Origin of the sequence: Natrarchaeobius oligotrophus (genome assembly GCF_003841465.1) — an archaeon.
GTDB classification, from domain to species: domain Archaea; phylum Halobacteriota; class Halobacteria; order Halobacteriales; family Natrialbaceae; genus Natrarchaeobius; species Natrarchaeobius oligotrophus.
This window is the reverse complement of the sequence record NZ_REFZ01000003.1, coordinates 188,610-207,660: the sequence shown is the minus strand read 5'-3', so window position 1 is coordinate 207,660 and position 19,051 is coordinate 188,610. Positions and strand designations below refer to the sequence as shown.

19 protein-coding genes are annotated in these 19,051 nt (G+C 64.6%); 12 read left to right on the top strand and 7 right to left on the bottom strand.

Annotated features, from left to right (window positions below; genetic code table 11):
* Positions 1–349 precede the first annotated feature (349 nt).
* From EA472_RS05935 to EA472_RS05910, 6 genes are all read left to right on the top strand, one after another.
* The gene (locus EA472_RS05935; protein WP_124190590.1) at positions 350–1,135 is read left to right on the top strand and encodes an ABC transporter ATP-binding protein; all 786 of its coding nucleotides are present in this window, start codon (positions 350–352) and stop codon (positions 1,133–1,135) included.
* Between the two features lie 266 nt (positions 1,136–1,401).
* Positions 1,402–1,929, top strand: a complete 528-nt coding sequence (locus EA472_RS05930; protein WP_243637789.1) for an ABC transporter permease — start codon at positions 1,402–1,404, stop codon at positions 1,927–1,929.
* On the top strand, positions 1,920–2,687 hold the full coding sequence (locus tag EA472_RS05925; protein ID WP_124190588.1) for an ABC transporter permease: 768 nt from the start codon (positions 1,920–1,922) through the stop codon (positions 2,685–2,687). The genes EA472_RS05930 and EA472_RS05925 overlap by 10 nt, the downstream gene beginning before the upstream one ends.
* A gap of 250 nt (positions 2,688–2,937) precedes the next feature.
* Complete coding sequence (gene ddh / locus EA472_RS05920; RefSeq protein ID WP_124190587.1) at positions 2,938–3,879, top strand: D-2-hydroxyacid dehydrogenase; 942 nt, start codon at positions 2,938–2,940, stop codon at positions 3,877–3,879.
* A gap of 2 nt (positions 3,880–3,881) precedes the next feature.
* Positions 3,882–4,388: a GNAT family N-acetyltransferase gene (locus EA472_RS05915; RefSeq protein WP_124190586.1), complete on the top strand. Its 507-nt coding sequence runs from the start codon at positions 3,882–3,884 to the stop codon at positions 4,386–4,388.
* Positions 4,389–4,454: 66 nt separating this feature from the next.
* Positions 4,455–4,646: a hypothetical protein gene (locus EA472_RS05910; RefSeq protein WP_243637788.1), complete on the top strand. Its 192-nt coding sequence runs from the start codon at positions 4,455–4,457 to the stop codon at positions 4,644–4,646.
* 150 nt (positions 4,647–4,796) lie between these two features.
* Here EA472_RS05910 and engB read toward each other — a convergent pair whose 3' ends face one another.
* Complete coding sequence (gene engB / locus EA472_RS05905) at positions 4,797–5,414, bottom strand: GTP-binding protein EngB (RefSeq protein ID WP_124190585.1); 618 nt, start codon at positions 5,412–5,414, stop codon at positions 4,797–4,799.
* A gap of 136 nt (positions 5,415–5,550) precedes the next feature.
* Between engB and EA472_RS05900 the strand changes: the two genes are divergently transcribed.
* Positions 5,551–6,843, top strand: a complete 1,293-nt coding sequence (locus tag EA472_RS05900) for a TIGR00341 family protein (protein ID WP_124190584.1) — start codon at positions 5,551–5,553, stop codon at positions 6,841–6,843.
* Positions 6,844–6,879: 36 nt separating this feature from the next.
* Here the strand turns inward: EA472_RS05900 and EA472_RS05895 are convergent, their stop codons facing one another.
* From EA472_RS05895 to EA472_RS05885, 3 genes are all read right to left on the bottom strand, one after another.
* Positions 6,880–8,415, bottom strand: coding sequence for a sensor histidine kinase (locus tag EA472_RS05895; RefSeq protein WP_124190583.1), 1,536 nt, complete (start codon positions 8,413–8,415; stop codon positions 6,880–6,882).
* A gap of 176 nt (positions 8,416–8,591) precedes the next feature.
* Positions 8,592–8,909 carry a DUF7533 family protein gene (locus EA472_RS05890; RefSeq protein ID WP_124190582.1) on the bottom strand — a complete coding sequence of 106 codons (318 nt, stop codon included), beginning with the start codon at positions 8,907–8,909 and terminating at the stop codon, positions 8,592–8,594.
* A gap of 3 nt (positions 8,910–8,912) precedes the next feature.
* Positions 8,913–9,905, bottom strand: a complete 993-nt coding sequence (locus EA472_RS05885; RefSeq protein WP_124190581.1) for an NOG1 family protein — start codon at positions 9,903–9,905, stop codon at positions 8,913–8,915.
* A 167-nt stretch (positions 9,906–10,072) separates the two neighbouring features.
* On the opposite strand from EA472_RS05885, the gene EA472_RS05880 reads away from it, so the two are divergent.
* Positions 10,073–10,444, top strand: coding sequence for a DUF5518 domain-containing protein (locus EA472_RS05880; protein WP_124190580.1), 372 nt, complete (start codon positions 10,073–10,075; stop codon positions 10,442–10,444).
* 61 nt (positions 10,445–10,505) lie between these two features.
* Here the strand turns inward: EA472_RS05880 and EA472_RS05875 are convergent, their stop codons facing one another.
* Positions 10,506–11,051, bottom strand: a complete 546-nt coding sequence (locus tag EA472_RS05875; protein WP_124190579.1) for a CDP-2,3-bis-(O-geranylgeranyl)-sn-glycerol synthase — start codon at positions 11,049–11,051, stop codon at positions 10,506–10,508.
* 174 nt (positions 11,052–11,225) lie between these two features.
* Here EA472_RS05875 and EA472_RS05870 point away from each other — a divergent pair, with 174 nt between their 5' ends.
* From EA472_RS05870 to EA472_RS05855, 4 genes are all read left to right on the top strand, one after another.
* Positions 11,226–12,404, top strand: coding sequence for a M24 family metallopeptidase (locus tag EA472_RS05870; protein ID WP_124190578.1), 1,179 nt, complete (start codon positions 11,226–11,228; stop codon positions 12,402–12,404).
* A gap of 28 nt (positions 12,405–12,432) precedes the next feature.
* Positions 12,433–13,746, top strand: coding sequence for a glutamate dehydrogenase GdhB (gene gdhB, locus EA472_RS05865; RefSeq protein ID WP_124190577.1), 1,314 nt, complete (start codon positions 12,433–12,435; stop codon positions 13,744–13,746).
* Between the two features lie 142 nt (positions 13,747–13,888).
* The gene (locus tag EA472_RS05860) at positions 13,889–14,716 is read left to right on the top strand and encodes a helix-turn-helix transcriptional regulator (RefSeq protein ID WP_124190576.1); all 828 of its coding nucleotides are present in this window, start codon (positions 13,889–13,891) and stop codon (positions 14,714–14,716) included.
* A gap of 111 nt (positions 14,717–14,827) precedes the next feature.
* Positions 14,828–15,655: an alpha/beta fold hydrolase gene (locus EA472_RS05855; RefSeq protein WP_124190575.1), complete on the top strand. Its 828-nt coding sequence runs from the start codon at positions 14,828–14,830 to the stop codon at positions 15,653–15,655.
* A 444-nt stretch (positions 15,656–16,099) separates the two neighbouring features.
* Here EA472_RS05855 and aspS read toward each other — a convergent pair whose 3' ends face one another.
* Together aspS and EA472_RS05845 are read right to left on the bottom strand one after the other, a co-directional pair.
* Positions 16,100–17,404, bottom strand: coding sequence for an aspartate--tRNA(Asn) ligase (aspS, locus tag EA472_RS05850; protein WP_124190574.1), 1,305 nt, complete (start codon positions 17,402–17,404; stop codon positions 16,100–16,102).
* A 149-nt stretch (positions 17,405–17,553) separates the two neighbouring features.
* Positions 17,554–18,891, bottom strand: a complete 1,338-nt coding sequence (locus tag EA472_RS05845) for a cytochrome P450 (protein WP_124190573.1) — start codon at positions 18,889–18,891, stop codon at positions 17,554–17,556.
* Between the last annotated feature and the right edge of the window lie 160 nt (positions 18,892–19,051).

Here is a 19,051-nt window from a genome sequence, read left to right as displayed (position 1 = left end):
GGAATCCATCATTTCTCGATGTACACATCGCTAATACCGAGGATCCGCTTCGATCACGGGTCGCCGCGTACCGATCGTCGACACCGACGTTACGAATATCATGGTTCGTTTCAGCGGAACGTAATTTTCCGTCGATTGACTCCAGAACGTGCCGGCCGATGCGGCACGATTCCCGACCAAATGGTTTTATCTATCACGATACCCGGCGATTCGAAGGTCGCTCGGGGAAATCTTTTATAGAGCGTCTCTCGAACGATAGGACCGTGATACGGAATTACATCCCAAGATGTCATTTCATCTATTGGAATAGACAATTCAGCTGTCTTCTCGAAAATCAAAATGGTTGTCGATGAGTGACGGAGACATCTCCATCTCAAACCTCGAGAAGGTTTACGACGACGGAGCCGAGAAGACGAAAGCGATCGAAGATCTCTCGTTCGACATCGACAGCGGCGAGTTCGTCGGCGTCGTCGGCCCGAGCGGGTGTGGAAAGAGTTCGTTACTGTATCTGATCGCCGGGTTTCTCGAGACGACCGACGGAACGATCTCGGTCGACGGCGAACCGATCGACGGTCCGGGAACGGATCGAGGTGTCGTGTTTCAGGACTACGCACTGTTCCCCTGGCGGACGGTGATGGAAAACGTCACCTACGGACTCGAAGAGCAGGGCGTGTCGAAGGAGGAACGCCGATCGACCGCACAGCGATACATCGACATGATGGATCTCGGGGGGTTCGAGGACCGGTACCCGAAGGAACTCTCGGGCGGAATGAAACAGCGCGTCGCGATCGCACGTACCCTGGCGTACGATCCGAAGATCCTTCTCATGGACGAGCCGTTCGGAGCGCTCGATCAGCCGCTTCGAGAGTCCCTGCAGGATCAGCTGCTCGATATCTGGCGGGATCTCGAGAAGACGGTCGTGTTCATCACCCACGACGTCGAAGAGGCCGTGTATCTCTCCGAACGCGTGATGATTATGACGCGGCGTCCGGGGACCAAAAAGACGGTCGTACCGTTCGATCTGGATCGGTCGCTCGACCGAGAGGAGATCATCACATCGGATAAGTTCGTGACGACGAAAAACTCCGTCTGGAAGTCACTCCGAGAGGAAACCCAGCCAGAGGTGCAACCGTAGCCGTGGCCCACGCAGACACCGGTTCGCTCGGCGTACTTCCGCGACGTTTTCAACACGCTACCCGGCTTATCGTCGACTGGATTCCCCTCGCGATCGTCGTCGTCCTCTGGGAATTCGCGAGCGGTACCGCCGTTCCCGCCGATGTCTTGCCGTCCCCCGTTACAGTTTCCGTACAGATCGCCGATCTGCTCGCTACCGGTGAGATATTCTCGCACCTCTTCGTTTCGCTGTTCCGATTTGGAGTCGGACTGGGCCTGAGCATAGCCGTGGGAGTCGTCCTGGGAATCGGAATGGCACGCTCGGCTCCGATCGAAAACTTCTTCGACGTCTTCCTGTCGATGCTGTATCCGATTCCGAAGGTCGCGTTGGTTCCGCTGGCGATGCTCTGGCTCGGCGTTGGGACCGGGCCCGCGGTATTAGTTGTCTTTCTCGCGTGTCTGCTTCCGATCATTATGAACTCATACAACGCCGCCGGCGACGTCGATCAGAACCTCGTCTGGTCGGCGAAGATGATGGGAACGGAGGGATGGGAACTCCTTCGAAAAGTCGTGATTCCGGCGACGATTCCGCACATTCTCACCGGGATCAGACAGGCCATTCCGATCGCGTTCATCGCGCTCGTGAGCGCGGAACTCGTCGCGTCGTACGAGGGGATCGGGTACCTCATTCTCGAGGCCGGACAGGTCGGGAACTATTCTTTGATGTTCGCCAACATCGTGGTCATCTCCGCGGTCGCGTACGCGTTCGTCACCGGGTTCGAAATCGCTCGTGACAGGGTGGTCGTATGGACGTAACGTACGCCAGAGACGACGTAGTGACGTTCACGAAATCCATTTACTCACTGATTATCTTTCTCGTCCTCTGGGAAGCGGTCGCCCAGATGGGGCTCGTGTACTACTACTACCTTCCGCCGCTGTCGGACGTCCTCGCACGATTCGTCGAACTAACCCTGTCCGGCGAGATTCCCTATCACTCGTACCTCACGCTTCGCCGGGCGCTCGTCGGATTGGTGATCGGTACCGTCTTCGGGATACTCGTCGGAATCCTCATCGCGAGAAACGCCGTCGCGGAGTGGTTTTTCGATCCGATCATCAAGATCGGGTACCCGATCCCCATCATCGCGCTCGTCCCAGTGTTCATGCTCTGGTTCGGAATCGGGGATCAATCCAAGATCATCATGGTGGCCATCGGAACGTTCTGGCCGATCGCGGTCAACGCGCGAAACAGCGCACAACGGATCGACAAGAACTACATTCGGTCCGCCAGAATGATGGGGACGAGCGACCGACGCCTCCTCTGGCGAGTCGTCTTCCCGGCGGCGTCGCCGGGCATCGTTACGGGGCTTCAGATCGCGCTCCCACTCTCGCTGATCATCACGTTCGTCTTCGAGATGGTCGCTGGCGGCGGCGGACTCGGCGCACTGGAAATCGAGGGCGTCCGAACGTTCGATCCGACCCAGGTATACGCGACGATCATCGCGATCATGCTGATCGGCATCGCCCTCGACCGAGCACTTCGACTCCTTCGGAATCACTACCTCCGGTGGGTGTGAGACGACGGACTCTCGATTGGCGACGGCCGTTTGTAGCGGCCGGTTCACGATCGAGTCGGAACTCACTCGTCCGCACTGTCTCCCCAGCCTGCGGCACACCCCTCGGAGGTCTCTCGTCGTTCGAAATCGACACGGGCGCGACCGATCTCTCACTCGTTTCCGCGTGACCGGAGTCGACTTCGCCTCGCGCCCGAACGACTCGTCGGCGACCGGGAAAACCTTCAACCTCGAGTCGTCCGTACCGCCGGTCGTGCAGTTTTCCCTCGAGCACCTCGGCGTCCACGAATCCGTCGAGCAGGTCTTTCCACCCGCCGAACTCGCGAGCTGGCTGTCCGACCGCCGACTGCCGACCGTCGTCGACGTGGACGTGATCGGCGACGACCGAATTTCGGCGTGCGACGCCGTCGTCACGCTGGCCCACCGCGAGGCGTTTCTCGAGGTCGACTGGGTCCACTCGATCCAGGCGGGCGTGGATCGGTTTCCGTTCGATGCGTTCGAGGCCAACGACGTGGTGCTGACGAACAGCACGGGAATACACGGGCGAGCCGTCGGCGAAGCCGTCGCGGGCTACCTGCTCGCGTTCTCCCGCCGCCTCCACGAGGCCGTCGCGAATCAGGAGCGAAAACGCTGGGATCAGCCCGCGTGGGACGACGCGTTCACGCTCTCGGAAACCACGGCGTGCGTGCTCGGCACCGGAACCCTCGGAAGCGGCGTTGCCGAGGTCCTCGGCGCGCTCGGCGTTCGCGTGGTCGGCGTCCGACGATCCGTCGATCCCGTCCCTGGCTTCGAAACGATCCATCCGACCGGCGAGCTGCTCGAGGCCGTCTCCGACGTCGACTTCGTGATCGTCACGCTGCCGCTGACCGACGGGACTCACCACCTCCTCGACGCGGCGGCGTTCGACGCGATGGGCGACGACGCGTACCTCGTCAACGTCGGCCGCGGTTCGGTCGTCGACCAGGACGCGCTGATCGACGCCCTCGAGTCGGGTTCGATCGCGGGCGCGGCGCTCGACGTCTTCGAGACCGAACCGCTCCCGGAGTCGTCGCCGCTGTGGGAGTTCGACGAGGTGATTCTCACGCCACACGCCGCCTCTTTCACGGTCGACTACTTCCGGGACGTCGGCGACATCGTTCGGGAGAACGTCGAGCGACTCGCGGCCGGCGAGCCGTTTCACAATCGGGTGGTGTAACGGTGGTCGGCTCGCGCATTCGAGTCAGGGAAGCGACGCCGGCCGACGCCGAGTCCGTCGCCGCCGTGCACGCGGCGTCGGTCCGCGAACTCGCGAGCGCGGCCTACGACGACGAACAGCTCGGCGCGTGGCTCGCGAACGTTCATCCGGAGCGGTATCCGATACGGGAGACGGACGACGGGCTGTTCGTCGTCGTCGCGGAACGAAACGGCGAGGTCGTCGGCTTCGGCTGGCTCGACTGCGAATCAGCCACGGCGGACGACGGCGTCGGCGAAGTCGTGGCCGTCTACGTCCACCCCGACCACGGTCGCGAGGGGATCGGCGCGGCGATCCTCGAGCGCCTCGAGTCGATCGCCCGCGCGGCCGGACTTGAGGCGCTCGAGCTCCTTGCTTCGAAAAACGCGATCGCGTTCTACCGGGAGCAGGGGTACGATGGACGTGAAACGGTCGAACTCGAGCTACAGGAAGGGGTGGCGCTCGAGGCGATCCGGATGCGAACGCGACTGTGACGGCGTGGCCACGACACGCTGCTCGAGCTCGATCACGACTACGTCGCCGCCTACAGCCTGTCGTCGATGACCGGCGACGAGTGGCAGACCCAGGTCGTCGAACCGCTCGAGGAGCACTCGACCGCGAACCGACGCTCCGCCGTCGAGAACGCCGACGTCGTTCGCTCGGCCGGCCAGTTCAGGGAGCCGATCACCCACCTGTTTTCGACGGAGGCCGAGTATGACGAGAGTCGTGCGCTCCGGGGAAGGTCAGGCTAGTGACCACCATCGACCGCGAGCGACCGTGGGAGCGAGCGGGCCGACGACCGATGTGAAGGCCGCTACGCGTCCGGAACGGAGAGGAGGCTTTTCATCAAAGTTTTGCCGAGTGCGGTCGCGAAGCGACCGCACGCAGCGCAAAAGTTTGGTTCAGAAGAATTTGAACAGGTCGTCCCGGTTTTCCTCGTGGAGGTGTTCGCGGACGGCCTCGTTCAGCGGCTCGATTTGCCCGTTTTTGGCGGTGATCGGGGCGATCACTTCTCGCCACTGCTGCCACGGAGGATAGAGCCCCAGCCGGTCGCAGAGCTCGTCGAGTCGCTCGTCGCGGTCGTCGACTTTGTCCATCTTGTTGACGGCGACGACGGTCGGAATCCCCAGTTCCCGCAGGAAGTGAAACATCTCGACGTCGTAGGGGATCTCGTCGGGTCCCGAGTGGCGGTCGATGATGTCGACGACGCTCTTTCCGTCGACGACCAGGATCGCGACGAGGACGCGCTCTGCGTACTCTTCGAGGTACCGGACGATGTTCGTCTTGATCTCCTCGCGGTAATTTTCCTCGACGCCGCTCATGAAGCCGAAGCCGGGCAGGTCGGTGATGACGAAGTCCTCGGGTGCCCAGTCGTAGTGGTTGGGTTCCCGCGTGACGCCCGGTTTGCCGCCGGTGTCGAATCCGTGGCCGGTCAACTCGCGCATGAGCGTCGATTTCCCGACGTTCGAGCGGCCGACGAGGGCGACCTCCGCCTCGCGGTCGGGACGCGTATCGAACATACCCCTCGTTGGATCCTCTCGAGGATATATGTGGCGTCACGGCTCGAGGCGACGTCGCGGTGGACTCTCGTCGGTTCGCGAATCGGTCGCGGTCGATGGCCGACAGTTATGACCCCTCGCCGTCTCAGGAATCGGTGTGCGGCTCGTACAGCTGACGGTTCCGACGGGAAAACGCGAGACCATCCTCGCGACGCTCGACGATCGTGGGATCGACTACGTGGTAACCGACGAGGACAGCAAGCGAGAGTACACCGCCGTCGTCTACTTTCCGCTCCCCTCGCCGGCGGTCGAGGCCGTCCTCGACGAGCTTCAGGAGGCGGGAATCGACGAGGACGCCTACACGGTCGTCGTCGACGCCGAGACGGTCGTTTCTCGAAAGTTCGAAGCGCTTCGCGAGGAGTACGAAAACGGTGACGTCGAGTCGGATCGCATCTCGCGACAGGAACTGCAGGCCGAAGCCGAGTCGCTGACGCCCACGTTCGCGGTGTACTCGATCATGACGATCATCAGCGCCGTCGTCGCGACCGCGGGGCTGTTGCTCGACTCCCCGGCGGTCGTCGTCGGCTCGATGGTGATCGCGCCGCTGATCGGCCCGGCGCTCGGAGCGAGCGTCGGCACGGTGATCGACGACGAGGAACTGTTTCTCGAGAGCGCCCTCTATCAGATCGTCGGGATCGTCCTCTCGATCGCGGCGGCGGCGGTGTTCGCCTGGACGGTTCGAATAACGAACGTCGTCCCGCCGGGACTCGAGATCGCTCAGGTCGACGAAATCTCCGAACGGCTGGCACCGGACCTGCTGTCGCTGGTGATCGCACTCGGCGCCGGCGTCGCGGGTATCATCAGTATCGCGACGGGGACGTCGGTCGCGCTAGTCGGCGTCATGATCGCGGCCGCGCTGATCCCGCCCGCTGCGGCTGCCGGAATCGCCATCGCGTGGGGACAGCCCTCGGCGGCCATCGGCTCGACGGCGCTCGTACTCGTCAACGTTCTCTCGGTCAATCTCGCAGGACTGGTGACGCTGTGGTACGCCGGCTACCGGCCGGAGAACCTGTTCTCGGTAGGCCCGACCGAAGAGCGGGTCCGGCGGCGCGTCGTCGGACTCGCGCTGATCGTCGCCGTCTTCGCGCTCTTTCTCGGCGCGATCACGTACTCGTCGTTCGTCACCTCGACGTTCGAGGAGAACGCCCGCGGCGAGGTCGAACGCACCCTCGACGAGGACGAGTTCGTCCAGTACCAGCTGCTCGAGTTCGAGGTGGTCATGGACGACGACTATCCGTTTCGGGGGCCCGAACGAGTGCTGATCACGATCGGCGGACCGGGCGAGGACCCCGATCCGGCGCTGGCGAGGACGTTACACGAACGTATCAATCAACACGCTGCGGACACCGTCGGCGTCGAAGTCCGGTTCGTGGGCCTCGTCGAACGCTAGCGACTGCAAGCCGATCGCACCGTCGCGACCGTCCTCTCACGAGACGAACTCGACGCCGGTGATCTCGAATCGTACACCACCCCGGGATCCCTCGGCAACGTCGATCTCCCAGCCGTGAGCCGTGGCGGCCTGTTCGACGATACGCAGTCCGAACCCCGTCCCCTCCTCGGACGTCGAGTATCCGGTCTCGAACACCCGCTCGCGCTCGGCGGGTGGGATGCCGGAACCGGTGTCTTCGACGTAAAAGCCCGTCTCCAGGCGGCCGACCGTCACCGTAACGTCCTCGCCGCCGTGATCGATCGCGTTCCGGTAGAGGTTCTCGAACAGCTGTCGGAGGCGGCCCCGGTCGGCAAGAATCGTACAGTCGACAGCAGTGGCGAGCGTCGCCTCGCTCGTGGCGACGGCTTGCCAACACTGTTGGCCGAGCGTCGCGAGATCGATCGGTTCCGTCTCGCCCACCCGGTCGCCTTTTCGCGACAGCGTGAGGAGATCGTCGATCAGGACGCTCATCCGTTCGAGTGCGGCGGCAACCTCGTCGAGATTGGGATCGTCGGTCGATTCGCGTGCGAGCTCGAGTCGTCCGGTAGCCACCTGTAACGGGTTTCGAAGGTCGTGGGAGACGACGCTCGCGAACTCGTTCAGTCGCTCGTTCTGTCGCTCGAGTTGGCGCTCGTACCGTTTACGCTCGGTGACGTCGGTCAGCGCACCGGGAAATCGGACCGGCTCGCCGTCCTCGTCGCACTCGACGTGGCCGCGAGCGACGACCCACCGCATCCGGCCATCGTCGTTTCGGACGCGATACTCGGCCTCGTACTCGCCACAGGAGTCGATGGCCTCTTCGATCGAGCGTTCGACGTGCTCACGGTCGTCCTCGTGAACCGCCGAGACGAACCGGTCGAGTGCCACCCCGTCCCGTGCGGCGTCGGGATCGACGCCGAACGTCCTGGCGAACTTCGGGTTCGTGACGAACTCGTCGTCCGGGATGGACCACTCCCAGGTACCGACCGCACCGGCCCGGATCGCCGCTTCGTACTGGTCGTTCGCTTCCCGTAACTTCCGTTCGCTTTCGATTCGGTCGAGGACGGTCGACGCGTACGTCGCGACCAGTTCCCCCAGAGCGACGTCGAGTTCGCCGAACGCGGCGGCGTCGGTCGAACCGATCGTCAGCACGCCGTGATCGCCCAGCGGGAGAATGATCTCGCTTCGTATCGGCGTCTCGCGGTTGTAACACCCGTCCACGGTCGAGACGTCGTCGTACTGTTCGACCGCGCCACGTTCAAGAGCGTCCCACGCGAGGGAATCACCCGCGCGAAACGTCGGTATCTCACCGACCGTCTCGACGGCGTGGTCTGTCCAGGCGATCGGCCGGAGTTCCGTTCCGTCGGCGTCGGTCAACCAGACGGCGTTGATCGGCAACTCGAGGACGTCCCGGACGGACTCGACGACGATCTCGGCGACCTCCTCGTCGGCCGTCGCCTCGAGCACCCGCTGAGCGGTCGCGTGGAGCTTCGAGATCGCCAGCTGGTGATCGATTCGCGTGTCGTCGTCCCTCGGTGTAGAACGTTCGTCCATCGTTGGTACGTAGGCCTCGAGATGCGCTTACACTGGAGCTACCGCTGCGGTCGAATAGGTATTTCGTCACCGCTACTACACGAGACCGATTGCGTCGGATTCGATCCGATCAATCGTCGCAGTTTCGTCGACTTCGATTCGATTTATCGACCTAGTTTCGTCGACTTCGATCCGAGTTACCGTCCCAGGATTCGATCGAGCGGATTCGAACGCGTCTCCTCGCGTCCGGCGTTCGGATCCCGTTCGTCGACGTTTGCGTCGTCGTCTCGGTCGGTCGAGCGGCCCAACCGACGGCGTATCCACGCTCTCGGTCCGCCGATCTTGTTGACGAGGTACGTCGGGAAATAAAGTGCCACCGCACCCAGGGCGAGAAAGCCGACGCCGGCGAGCGGCCGCCCCGTGCGGAGAAACTCGAAGCCGACGACGAACATCGGGCCGGCCATCGAGAGTCCGGCAGCGGTCTGGAGCATCCAGAGGATTCCCGGCCCTTTCATGGCTCAGCTCTCGAACGGCAACTTCGGCTCGTAGTCGACCGCCTCGATCGCGGCGTCGAGGACGGTCTCGACGCCCTCGCCGGTTTCGACGCTCATGTGGTGGTCTGCGTCCATCTCGTCGGCCAGCTCGTCCCACGCCTCGGCGCGATCGATCTTGTTCGCCACCGTGAGCACCGGCACCGTCTCGAACTGGGCGGCGATCGAATCGCGCAGCTCGAGCTGGGACTCGAGCGGGTAGCCGCACTCGCCGCTGGGATCGAGGACGACGAGCATGCAGTCGGCGAGGTGCTCGATGGCGCTCACCGCCTGCGTCTCGATCTCGTTTCGTTCTTCGGGTGGGCGATCGAGCAACCCGGGCGTATCGACGAGCTGATACCGAACGTGATCTCGCTCGAAATGGCCGACGCCGATCCCTTTCGTCGTGAAGGGGTAGGAGGCGGTCTCGCCGCGGGCGCTCGTGACGTCGTTGACGAACGACGACTTGCCGACGTTCGGATAGCCGGCGACGACGATCGTCGGCTCTTCGGGGTCGATGTCGGGCAGGTCGCGAAGGTCGTTGCGGGATCGGTTGATGTACAGCAGATCGTCGTCGACCTGCTCGACGATGTCGGCCAGCCGCGCGAAGGCCTGTTTTCTGTGTTTGCGTGCCGTGTCGACGTCCGTCTTTCGGAGCTTCGACTGGTACTCCTCGTGAATCTCGCGAGACTTTCGGCTCGCCCACATCACCTCCGAGAGGCTCTGCCGGAGTTCGTCGACGTCGACGATCGCGTCCGCGAGTTCGTAGTAGAACGGGTGAACGTCGTCTTCGTACGCGAAGTCCGGCCAGGCCGTCACCACGTTCTCCAGATTGTCCGAGATGATGTTCGCCGCCGTCTGGAGCATCGACTGCTGGGCCTCGAGGCCGCCTTTGGCCTTGCCTGCCCGTGCCGCCCGGGAAAACGCCTTGTCGATCAGCTCTTCCGACGTGGGCGTCGTCGGAAGGTCTTCGAAAATCATAGTCGACGGTAGGGCGCGCGGTGGTAAAAGGTCGTTCGTTCTCTCGGCGCGCGTCGGACGGGACGGACGGCGGATTTTTCGCGTCGAGCAGCCGTCCGAGCGATCGCGACGGATCCACGACGGCGGCTCGACCGAGCGTTTATCCTCGCTCGCGGCCTTGCTCGACTATGACGAACTGGCGCGCCGTGATCGTCGGCTTTCTCCTGATCGTCGTCCTCGGAATCGTCGGGCTGACGCTGCCGGTCGTCGGCCAGCTCGCGGCCGGTCTGATCGGCGGCTTCGCGGCGGGATATCTCGCCGGCGGCGGACTCGGCCGCGGATTCTGGCACGGCCTGCTCGCGGGCGCGTTCGGCGGAATCGTCGCCGGCTTGCTCGTCGCGCTCGTCGTCGGCATCGCCGGCTGGGCCGGCGGTCCGGCGGGCGGACTCGTCACCGGCATCGCCGGCGTCGGCATCTTCGCCGTCGCCGTGATCGTCTCGTTCGTGCTGGCGCTCGAGAGTGCGATCGCCGGCGCGGTCGGCGGGGCGCTCGCGGACTAGTTCCCGGCCCCCTCGGTTGATTCGACCCGCCGACGTCACCGGCAACGCCCGCTTTCGGCGCTTACCAGGGTTCGTTCTTCAGGCCCAGCTTGTACGCGACGACGTTCGTCGTGACGTGCAACACCGGCGTCAACACGACGACGACGAGGATCACCTGCCAGGTGAACACCGCGAGGAACCACTCGGTCGCGAGCAACGCGGTCAGCGGGAGCGAGACGACCACGAAGTCGAGCTGGTCGAGTCCGGGGAACATCGCGCCCCGCTTTCGGCCGGTTCGGCGCTTGAGAAACGACGCGAGGATGTCGCCGAGCATCGCACCGGCGGCCAGTCCGACCGCGGCACCGAGGGAGAACGCCGGCACGTCCACGCCGACGAGTTCGCTCACGTCGCCGGCGATCAGACTCAGCACGCCCGCGAGCGCGAGACCCGCGGCGATCCCGGCGGCCGTCCCCCGCCAGGTTTTCCCGTCGCCGAGCACCCGCTTGTCGCCCCACGTGCGGCCGCCGTCGATCGGTTTGCCGCCGCCGGCCAGCACGGCCGCGTTGTTGGGGACGTACGCCGGCAACATCGCCCAGAACGCGATCACGACTGTCTCGAGTACTGCCATGTCCGCCCGGACGGACCGGCGTCTCTTAACCGGGGTGGTTCCGGAACCGGCGCGTCGGCCCTCCGATCCCCCGACCGAGAGGTGTTGATAAGCACGTACACACTATCTGTTATCATTGTATACGAAAATTTTTTACAACTGCTGATCGACGGTTCGGACGGAGGACCTGGTACCATGTCACGAGACGTCTTCGACGAGGCCGAGTACGACCGCCGGGTGAGCCGGACGAAAGCGCGCATCCGCGAGGCCGACCTCGACGCGATAGTCGTCGCGGATCCGGCGAACATGAACTACCTGACGGGATACGACGGCTGGTCGTTTTACGTCCACCAGGCGGTCATCGTCACCCTCGAGCGCGACGAACCGGTCTGGGTCGGCCGAGCGATGGACGCCGACGGCGCGCGGGCGACGACCCGTCTTTCGGAGTCGAGCATCCGCTCGTACAGCGACGATCACGTCCACTCGCCGTACGATCTGCACCCGATGGATTACGTCGCCGGCGTCCTCGAGGAACTCGACGTCGACGACGGCCGGATCGGTCTCGAGATGGACGCCTCGTACTTCACCGCCCGGTCGTACACGCGCCTGCAGGAGAACCTGCCGGACGCGACGTTCGAGGACGCGACGCTGCTGGTTAACTGGGTCAGGATCAAAAAGTCAGAGACCGAACTCGAGTACATGCGCCAGGCGGCGCGCATCTCCGAGAACGCCATGCAGGCGGGACTGGACGCGATCGAGGCGGGCGTCCCCGAGTACGAGGCCGCCGCCGCGATCTACGACGCACTGATCACCGGCACCGACGAGTTCGGCGGCGACTACCCCTCGATCGTTCCGCTGATGCCCGCCGGCGAGCACACGGGGACGCCCCACCTCACGTGGACCGACCGGCGGTTCGAGGACGGCGACCCGGTCATCATCGAACTCTCGGGCTGTCGCCACCGCTATCACTCGCCGCTCGCACGCACCACGTTCGTCGGCGACCCGCCGGCGAAACTCGAACGCAACGCCGAGATCGTCGTCGAGGGGATCGAAGCGGCACTCGAGGCGGCGGAACCCGGCGTCACCTGCGAGGCCGTCGAGGCGGCCTGGCGCGAGACGATCTCGCAGTACGGCCTCGAGAAGGAGGATCGGATCGGCTACTCGATGGGGCTTGGCTATCCGCCGGACTGGGGCGAACACACCGCGAGCATCCGACCCGGCGACGAGACGATTCTCGAAGAGAATATGACGTTCCACATGATACCCGGTATCTGGACGGAAGATATCGGCGTCGAGATCAGCGAGACGTTTCTCGTCACGGGCGACGGTGCCGAGCCCCTCGCCGACTTCCCGAGACGGCTGTTTACCGCCTGACCGTCGACCGCGATGCGACACCGAATCCATGACTCCGAACACCTCAGATCACGCAACTGACGTCGAATCATCCACCAAAACGACGACGGCCGCCGGCGAGACGGACTCGGCGCTCGTCACCGCCCGCCGCCAGCTCGAGCGCGCCGCAACTCACGCGGACGTAGACGACGGCGTCGTCGAGCGCCTCAAACACCCGACGCGCGTCCAGCGCGTGTCGGTTCCCCTCGAGCGCGACGACGGAACCGTCGAAGTGTTCACCGGCTATCGCTCCCAGCACGACGACGTTCGCGGCCCCTACAAGGGCGGACTGCGCTACCACCCCGAAGTGAACGCCAACGAGTGCATCGGCCTCTCGATGTGGATGACCTGGAAGTGCGCCGTCCTTGATCTCCCCTTCGGCGGCGGCAAAGGCGGCATCGCGGTCGATCCGAAGTCGCTGAGCCACGACGAGATCGAGCGTCTCACCCGCCGGTTCGCCGAGGAGATCCGCGACATCGTCGGCCCGACGCGGGACGTCCCCGCGCCGGACATGGGAACCGACGCCCAGACGATGGCCTGGTTCATGGACGCCTACTCGATGCAACAGGGCGAGACGATTCCGGGCGTCGTCACCGGTAAGCCGCCCGTCATCGGCGGCTCCCACGGCCGCGAGGAGGCTCCGGGCAGATCGACCGCGATCATCACGCGGGAGGCGATCGATCACTACGGCCGCGACCTCTCCGAGACGACCGTCGCGATCCAGGGCTTCGGCAGCGTCGGCGCGAACGCCGCCCGGCTGCTCGAGGACTGGGGCGCGACGATCGTGAGCGTCAGCGACGTCAACGGCGCGATCTACGATCCCGACGGCCTCGACACGCACGCGATCCCGACCCACGACGAAGAACCCGAAGCCGTCCTCGAACAGGACGCCCCCCACACGCTGTCCAACGAGGAGATCCTCGAACTCGACGTCGACGTCCTGATTCCCGCCGCCGTCGGCAACGTGCTCACGGACGACAACGCCGACGACGTTCAGGCGGATATCGTCGTCGAAGGCGCGAACGGCCCGACGACGTTCGCCGCCGACACCATCCTCGAAGAGCGCGGCATTTCGGTGATTCCAGACATCCTCGCCAACGCCGGCGGCGTCACGGTCAGCTACTTCGAGTGGCTCCAGGACATCAACCGCCGTCAGTGGACCCTCGAGGAAATCAACGAGGAACTCGAGGTGAAGATGCTCGCGGCCTGGGAGGACGTCCGCACGGAGGTCGAACGGAAGGACCTCACCTGGCGCGATGCGGCCTACGTGGTCGCGCTCTCGCGGATCGCGGAGGCGAAGGCGGTCCGGGGCCTCTGGCCCTGAACTCGCCGACTCGAGATCGAGCTCCCGATCTTCGACTGTCGATTGATCGCGCTCTTCGTTCGAGTCTCTTTCCGCCGCTCGAGTCGCTTCTCGTCCGAACCCAACGGCAGACGTTAAGAGCGACCCTGTGTTATCAACTAACATGGGATCGTCGATAGACGAGATCGCATTTATCGCCAGTTCGACCCATCGGGTCCGCGTGCTCGACGCACTCGCCGAGGGAGGCTGCGATCGGCGCGACCTGCGATCGATGACCGGCGCACACGCTTCGACCGTCGGACGCGTCCTCGGTGACTTCGAGGAGCGACGGTGGATCGAACGGGACGGTCGGACGTACGAACTCACGCCGCTCGGCGAGTTCGTCGCAGAACGGTTCGCGAACCTGCGCGGCGCGATGGAACTCGAGACGCAACTCCGGGACGTCTGGCAGTGGCTTCCGCGAGAAATGGAGGGGTTCTCCGTGGAGTTGTTCACCGACGCCGTCGTCGCCTCTCTCCCCTCCGGTTACCCGTACGAACCCGTCGAGCGCGTCGTCGAACTGGTCGAAGGGAGCGATTCGATTCGCGGCTTCGGCGCGACGGTGTTTAAGGCGGCCGCAAACGAGGTGTTCTGTCGGGAGGCCATCGAGGGGATGGACGTCGAATTCATCTACTCGCCGTCGGTTCTTGCGGCGACCGTCGACTGGAATCCCGACCGCTTCGAGAGGGCGGCCGCGTCGGATCGCTGCACGATTTTCGTCCACGACGACCTCCCCGACCGGACGCGGTGTGGAGTCGACATCTTCGACGATCGAGTCGCGATCTGCTGTCACGACGCCGAAACCAGAGACTTGCGCGCCTGGGTCGATACCGCCGCGCCCGAGGCTCGGGAGTGGGCACTCTCCGTCTTTCGGCGGTGTCGCAAGGAGGCGCGACCGGTGGACGAGGCCGCGTTAGCCGTCCCGGTACCGGAAGAGTTCACGACCCCCTAGGCGGACGCGTCGGCCGACCCGGTTCGATCCGTGCACGGCGTGCAATATTTCACTAGATAGTTACATCATCGCACCCGTCGCCGGTTCACGTGCGGACGGGTTGACGAAATCATGGCAGACACTACACCAATCAACGGAGAAGTGGAATTCATCGAATCCGCTGATGGAACCGAGATCGCGTTCGAACGAACGGGCAGCGGACCCCCGCTCGTACTCGTCCACGGAGGCGCCTGCGATCGTCGATTCTGGGACCTCTCCGACGTCCGTTCGACCCTCGCCGAGGAGTACACGGTCCGCGCGATGGACTGTCGCGGCGTCGGCGAGAGCGGTGACGCCGCCGACTACGAGCTGGAACGCGAGTTTGAGGACGTGGCCGCCGTCGTCGATTCGATCGACGAACCGGTGACGCTGCTCGGGCACTCTTCGGGAGCGCTCCTGTCGCTGGAGGCGGCCCTCCGGACCAACAACCTGCGCGAACTCGTCCTGTACGAGCCGCCGATTCCCGTCGGCGATCACGAACTCTGCTCGGAGCGGGTGCTCGCCGAACTGGCGGGGCTGCTCGAGGCAGGCGAAAACGAACGGGTCCTCGTACTGTTCCTCGAGGAGATCGCACAATCCACGCCGGAGGAAATCGACGCCCAGCGCGCGACACCGGAGTGGCCGGACCTGGTGGACACGGCCCACGTCTGGGTCCGCAGCGTCCGCGGGATTCGGGAGTACGAGTTCGACCGCACCCGTTTTGCAACCGTGACCACGCAGACCGTGCTGCTGACGGGGAACGAGAGTCCGTCGTATCTGAAAGACGCCACGGGAGCGGTCGACGATGCGCTTTCGAACGGCCGTATCGTTTCCCTCGACGGGCAGGCCCACGAGGCGATGCTCACCGCACCGGATCGCTTCGTCGAGGCGGTGCGTACGACGGTTCGCGATTCGGACTGAACGAAAGTCCGTCCTCGAGCCCCCGTCAGTCGGATCCCGCCGGCGAGGTCCCTCGAGGCGCGAGCGCGAGCACGCCGACGGCGGCGACGCAGTTAGGACAGTTCGTCTCGGCGACGGCCGCGTACCGCTCTTCGAGCGCGGGACAAGGCTCGCTCGAGAGACGGATCGCCCGACCCCGGGGCGAGTGATCGCGGCGGTAGGGCCCGAATCGCGACGGTCGGACCGGAGCGGACGCCGAACGCGTCCGGTCGTCGATCGAGAGCGATGCTCGAGTCTTGCTGGCTCTCAGGTTTGTCGCCGCTCGCGTGTCGCTATGCTCCCGCTCGCAGTTTCGAGGACGCTCCCATCGGTCGCGTCCTCGCCTACGGCGACAACCGCTGGCGATCTCGCGAGACGTCGCTCGCTAGCGCTCGCAACGACTTGCTAGCTCTCAGAGACTTCGCCCTATGGGCTCAGCCTCTGACGGTCTCGCGGGAAGAGGACGGCCTCGCGAATGTTCTCGAGGCCCAGGGTCGTCATGACGAGTCGTTCGCCGCCGAGGCCGAAGCCGGCGTGGGGCGGCATGCCGTATTTGAACATCTTGGTGTAGTATTCGAACTCGTTGGGGTCGAGTCCCTGCTGTTCGAATCCGTCGATGAGCTTCTCGTGACGGTGTTCGCGCTGGCCGCCCGAGACCAGTTCCATGCGCGGATGCATCAGGTCGAATCCGGTCGAAAGCTGCTCGTCGTGGTCGTGGTCCTGAATGTAGAACGGCTTGATCTCGCTCGGCCAGTCCGTGATGAAGTAGTGGCCGCCGACGTCAGCCCCGAGGGCTTTCTCCCCCTCGGTCGGGAGGTCGTCGCCCCAGACGAGCTGTTCGTCGAGTTCGCCGGTCGCGTTGATACGCTCGATGGCCTCTTCGTAGCTGAGCCGCGGAAACTCGCCTTCGGGAACCGCGAACTCGTCGGCGAGGCCCAGCGCCTCGAGTTCCTCGCCGCAGTTCCGCTCGACCGCCTCGTAGGCCGCCTTGACGATGCCTTCGGCGACGTCCATCGCGTCGCTCTCGTCGCAGAACGCGCCCTCGAAGTCGATCGAGGTCGCCTCGTTCAGGTGTCGCGGCGTGTTGTGTTCTTCCGCGCGGAAGATGGGACCGATCTCGAAGACGCGCTCGACGTTCGAGCCGGCGATCAGCTGCTTGAACAGCTGTGGCGACTGGTTCATGAACGCCTCCTCGCCGAAGTAGGTGATCGGGAACAGCTCGGTGCCGCCTTCAGTACCGGTGGCGACGATCTTCGGCGTGTTGATCTCCGTACAGCGGAACTCGCGGAACCGCTCGCGAACGGCGCGCATGATCTCGGCCCGAATCTCGAAGATGGCCTGCACGTCGTCCTTGCGGAGGTCGAGGGTTCGGTTGTCGAGTCTCGTCGAGAGATCGGCGTCGACTTTCCCCGACGGGTCGAGCGGCAGTTCCGGGTCGGCCGCGGAGACGATCTCGACCTCCTCGGGGACGACCTCGACGCCGGTCGGCGCGCGCGGCTCTTCCTCGACCGACCCCGAGACGCTGACGACGCTCTCGCGTGCGGCCCCCAGTCCCGTCTCGACGAGGTCGTCGTCCATTTCGTCCTTCTCGAATTTGATCTGGATCTTGCCGGTCGAATCGCGGAGAATCAGGAAGGCGATCCCGCCGAGGTCGCGGATCTCGTGGATCCAGCCGGAGACGGTGACGTGGTCGCCGGGCTCGGCGTCGGCCGTGTAAGTTCTGTCCTGCATACCCCTCGATTCTCGCAGCCGAAACTTAAGCGCAACCGTTCGGACTCGCGACGGCGGACGGCAGAGCGTCACCGCGACGTTCGGTCGCCGACGATCGGCGACTCGAGCCGCGACGTGATCGCCTGCTTCGATCGCCATCGCACGATCCGTCACCGCTCGTGAACGATCATCGGTATCTCGTGTTTCGGTCGGGCGGTGATCGTCGCCATCAGATCGAGGTCCGTCCCCGGAACGAGCTCGAGGTGATACCGTCGGTACACCGCGGCGAGGATGAGCTGAGCCTCGAGCATCGCGAACCGGTCTCCGATGCATCGGCGCGGGCCCGCCGCGAACGGAAAGTACGCGAGTTTCGGGAGATCCGATTCCATCTCGTCCGTCCAGCGCTCGGGACGGAACGCGAGCGGGTCGTCGTACCACCGCGGATCGCGGTGGACGACCCACTGGTGCATCCGAACCGTCGCGCCCGCAGGAATCTCGTAGCCGCCGATCACGTCGGGTTTTACGGGTTCGCGAACGATCCCCGGGACCGGCGGATACAGCCGCATCGACTCTCTGATCACCGTCTCGGTGTACGCGAGATCGGACACGTCTGCCATCGTCGGCGGTCGGCCGTCGAGCACCGCCTCGAGCTCCGCGAGGAGCGTCTCCTCCGGTGCGGGGTTTCTCGAGAGCAGGTAGAACGTGAGCGTCAGCGCCAGCGCCGTCGTCTCGTGTCCGGCCAACAGCAGCGTCACGACCTCGTCTCTGATCTGTTCGGTCGACATCGCCTTCCCCTCCTCGCCCTCGAGGAGCTTCGAGATGACGTCGTGGTCGGTCGGATTCGCACGCCGCTCCTCGATCAGCCGGTAGACGACATCGTCCAGTTCTCGCCGCGCGCGCTTGATCCGTCGCCTCGCCGGCGTCGGGATCGAGGGCGGCAACGCCAGGTGCGGCAGGTTCTCGGTCGCGTCCATGAACGTCTCGAGGGCCGATCCGACGGCGTCGACGTGGTCGTCCACGTCGGCACCGAACAGCGCCCGCGCGACGATCTTCAGCGTCACCGCCATCATGTCCTCGTGGACGTGGCGGATCTCCCCGTCGGTCCACGTCTCGAGGGCGTCCTCGGTGAACTCGACCATCATCTCGGCGTACTCCCGGATGCGGTCGGGGTGGAAGGCGGGCTGGATGCGGTGGCGGTTTCGCCGCCAGACTTCCCCCTCGCTGTTGAGGATGCCGTTTCCCGTGATCGGCCCGAGAACGTTCTGAAACTCGTCGCCTTTGACGTAGTTCTCGTTGTGCTGGACGAGCACGTGCTCGATGTAGTCCGGATGGTTGAGCTGGTAGACGTCGCCGCCGGGATCCCGCCAGTGAACGACGTCGCCGTACTCGCGGGCGGTCTCCGTCATGAAGCCGTACGGGTCGCGAAGGAACGCGAGCTGAGTTCCAAGGATCGGCAATCCGTCCGGACCGGGCGGGCGTTCGTCGACTCCCTGCGCGTCGTTGCTCATCGCTAGCCAGAGGTACGGCGTCCGATCACCTCCGCTTGTATCCGATCATGCGAGGTGTTTTTATATGTGCTCGTGTCGCCCCATCAGTATGAACGCGAACCCGTTCGACCGCTCGAACGATCGACTCGAGGACGAGCCGCATCGTCGGCCCGGTGGTCGA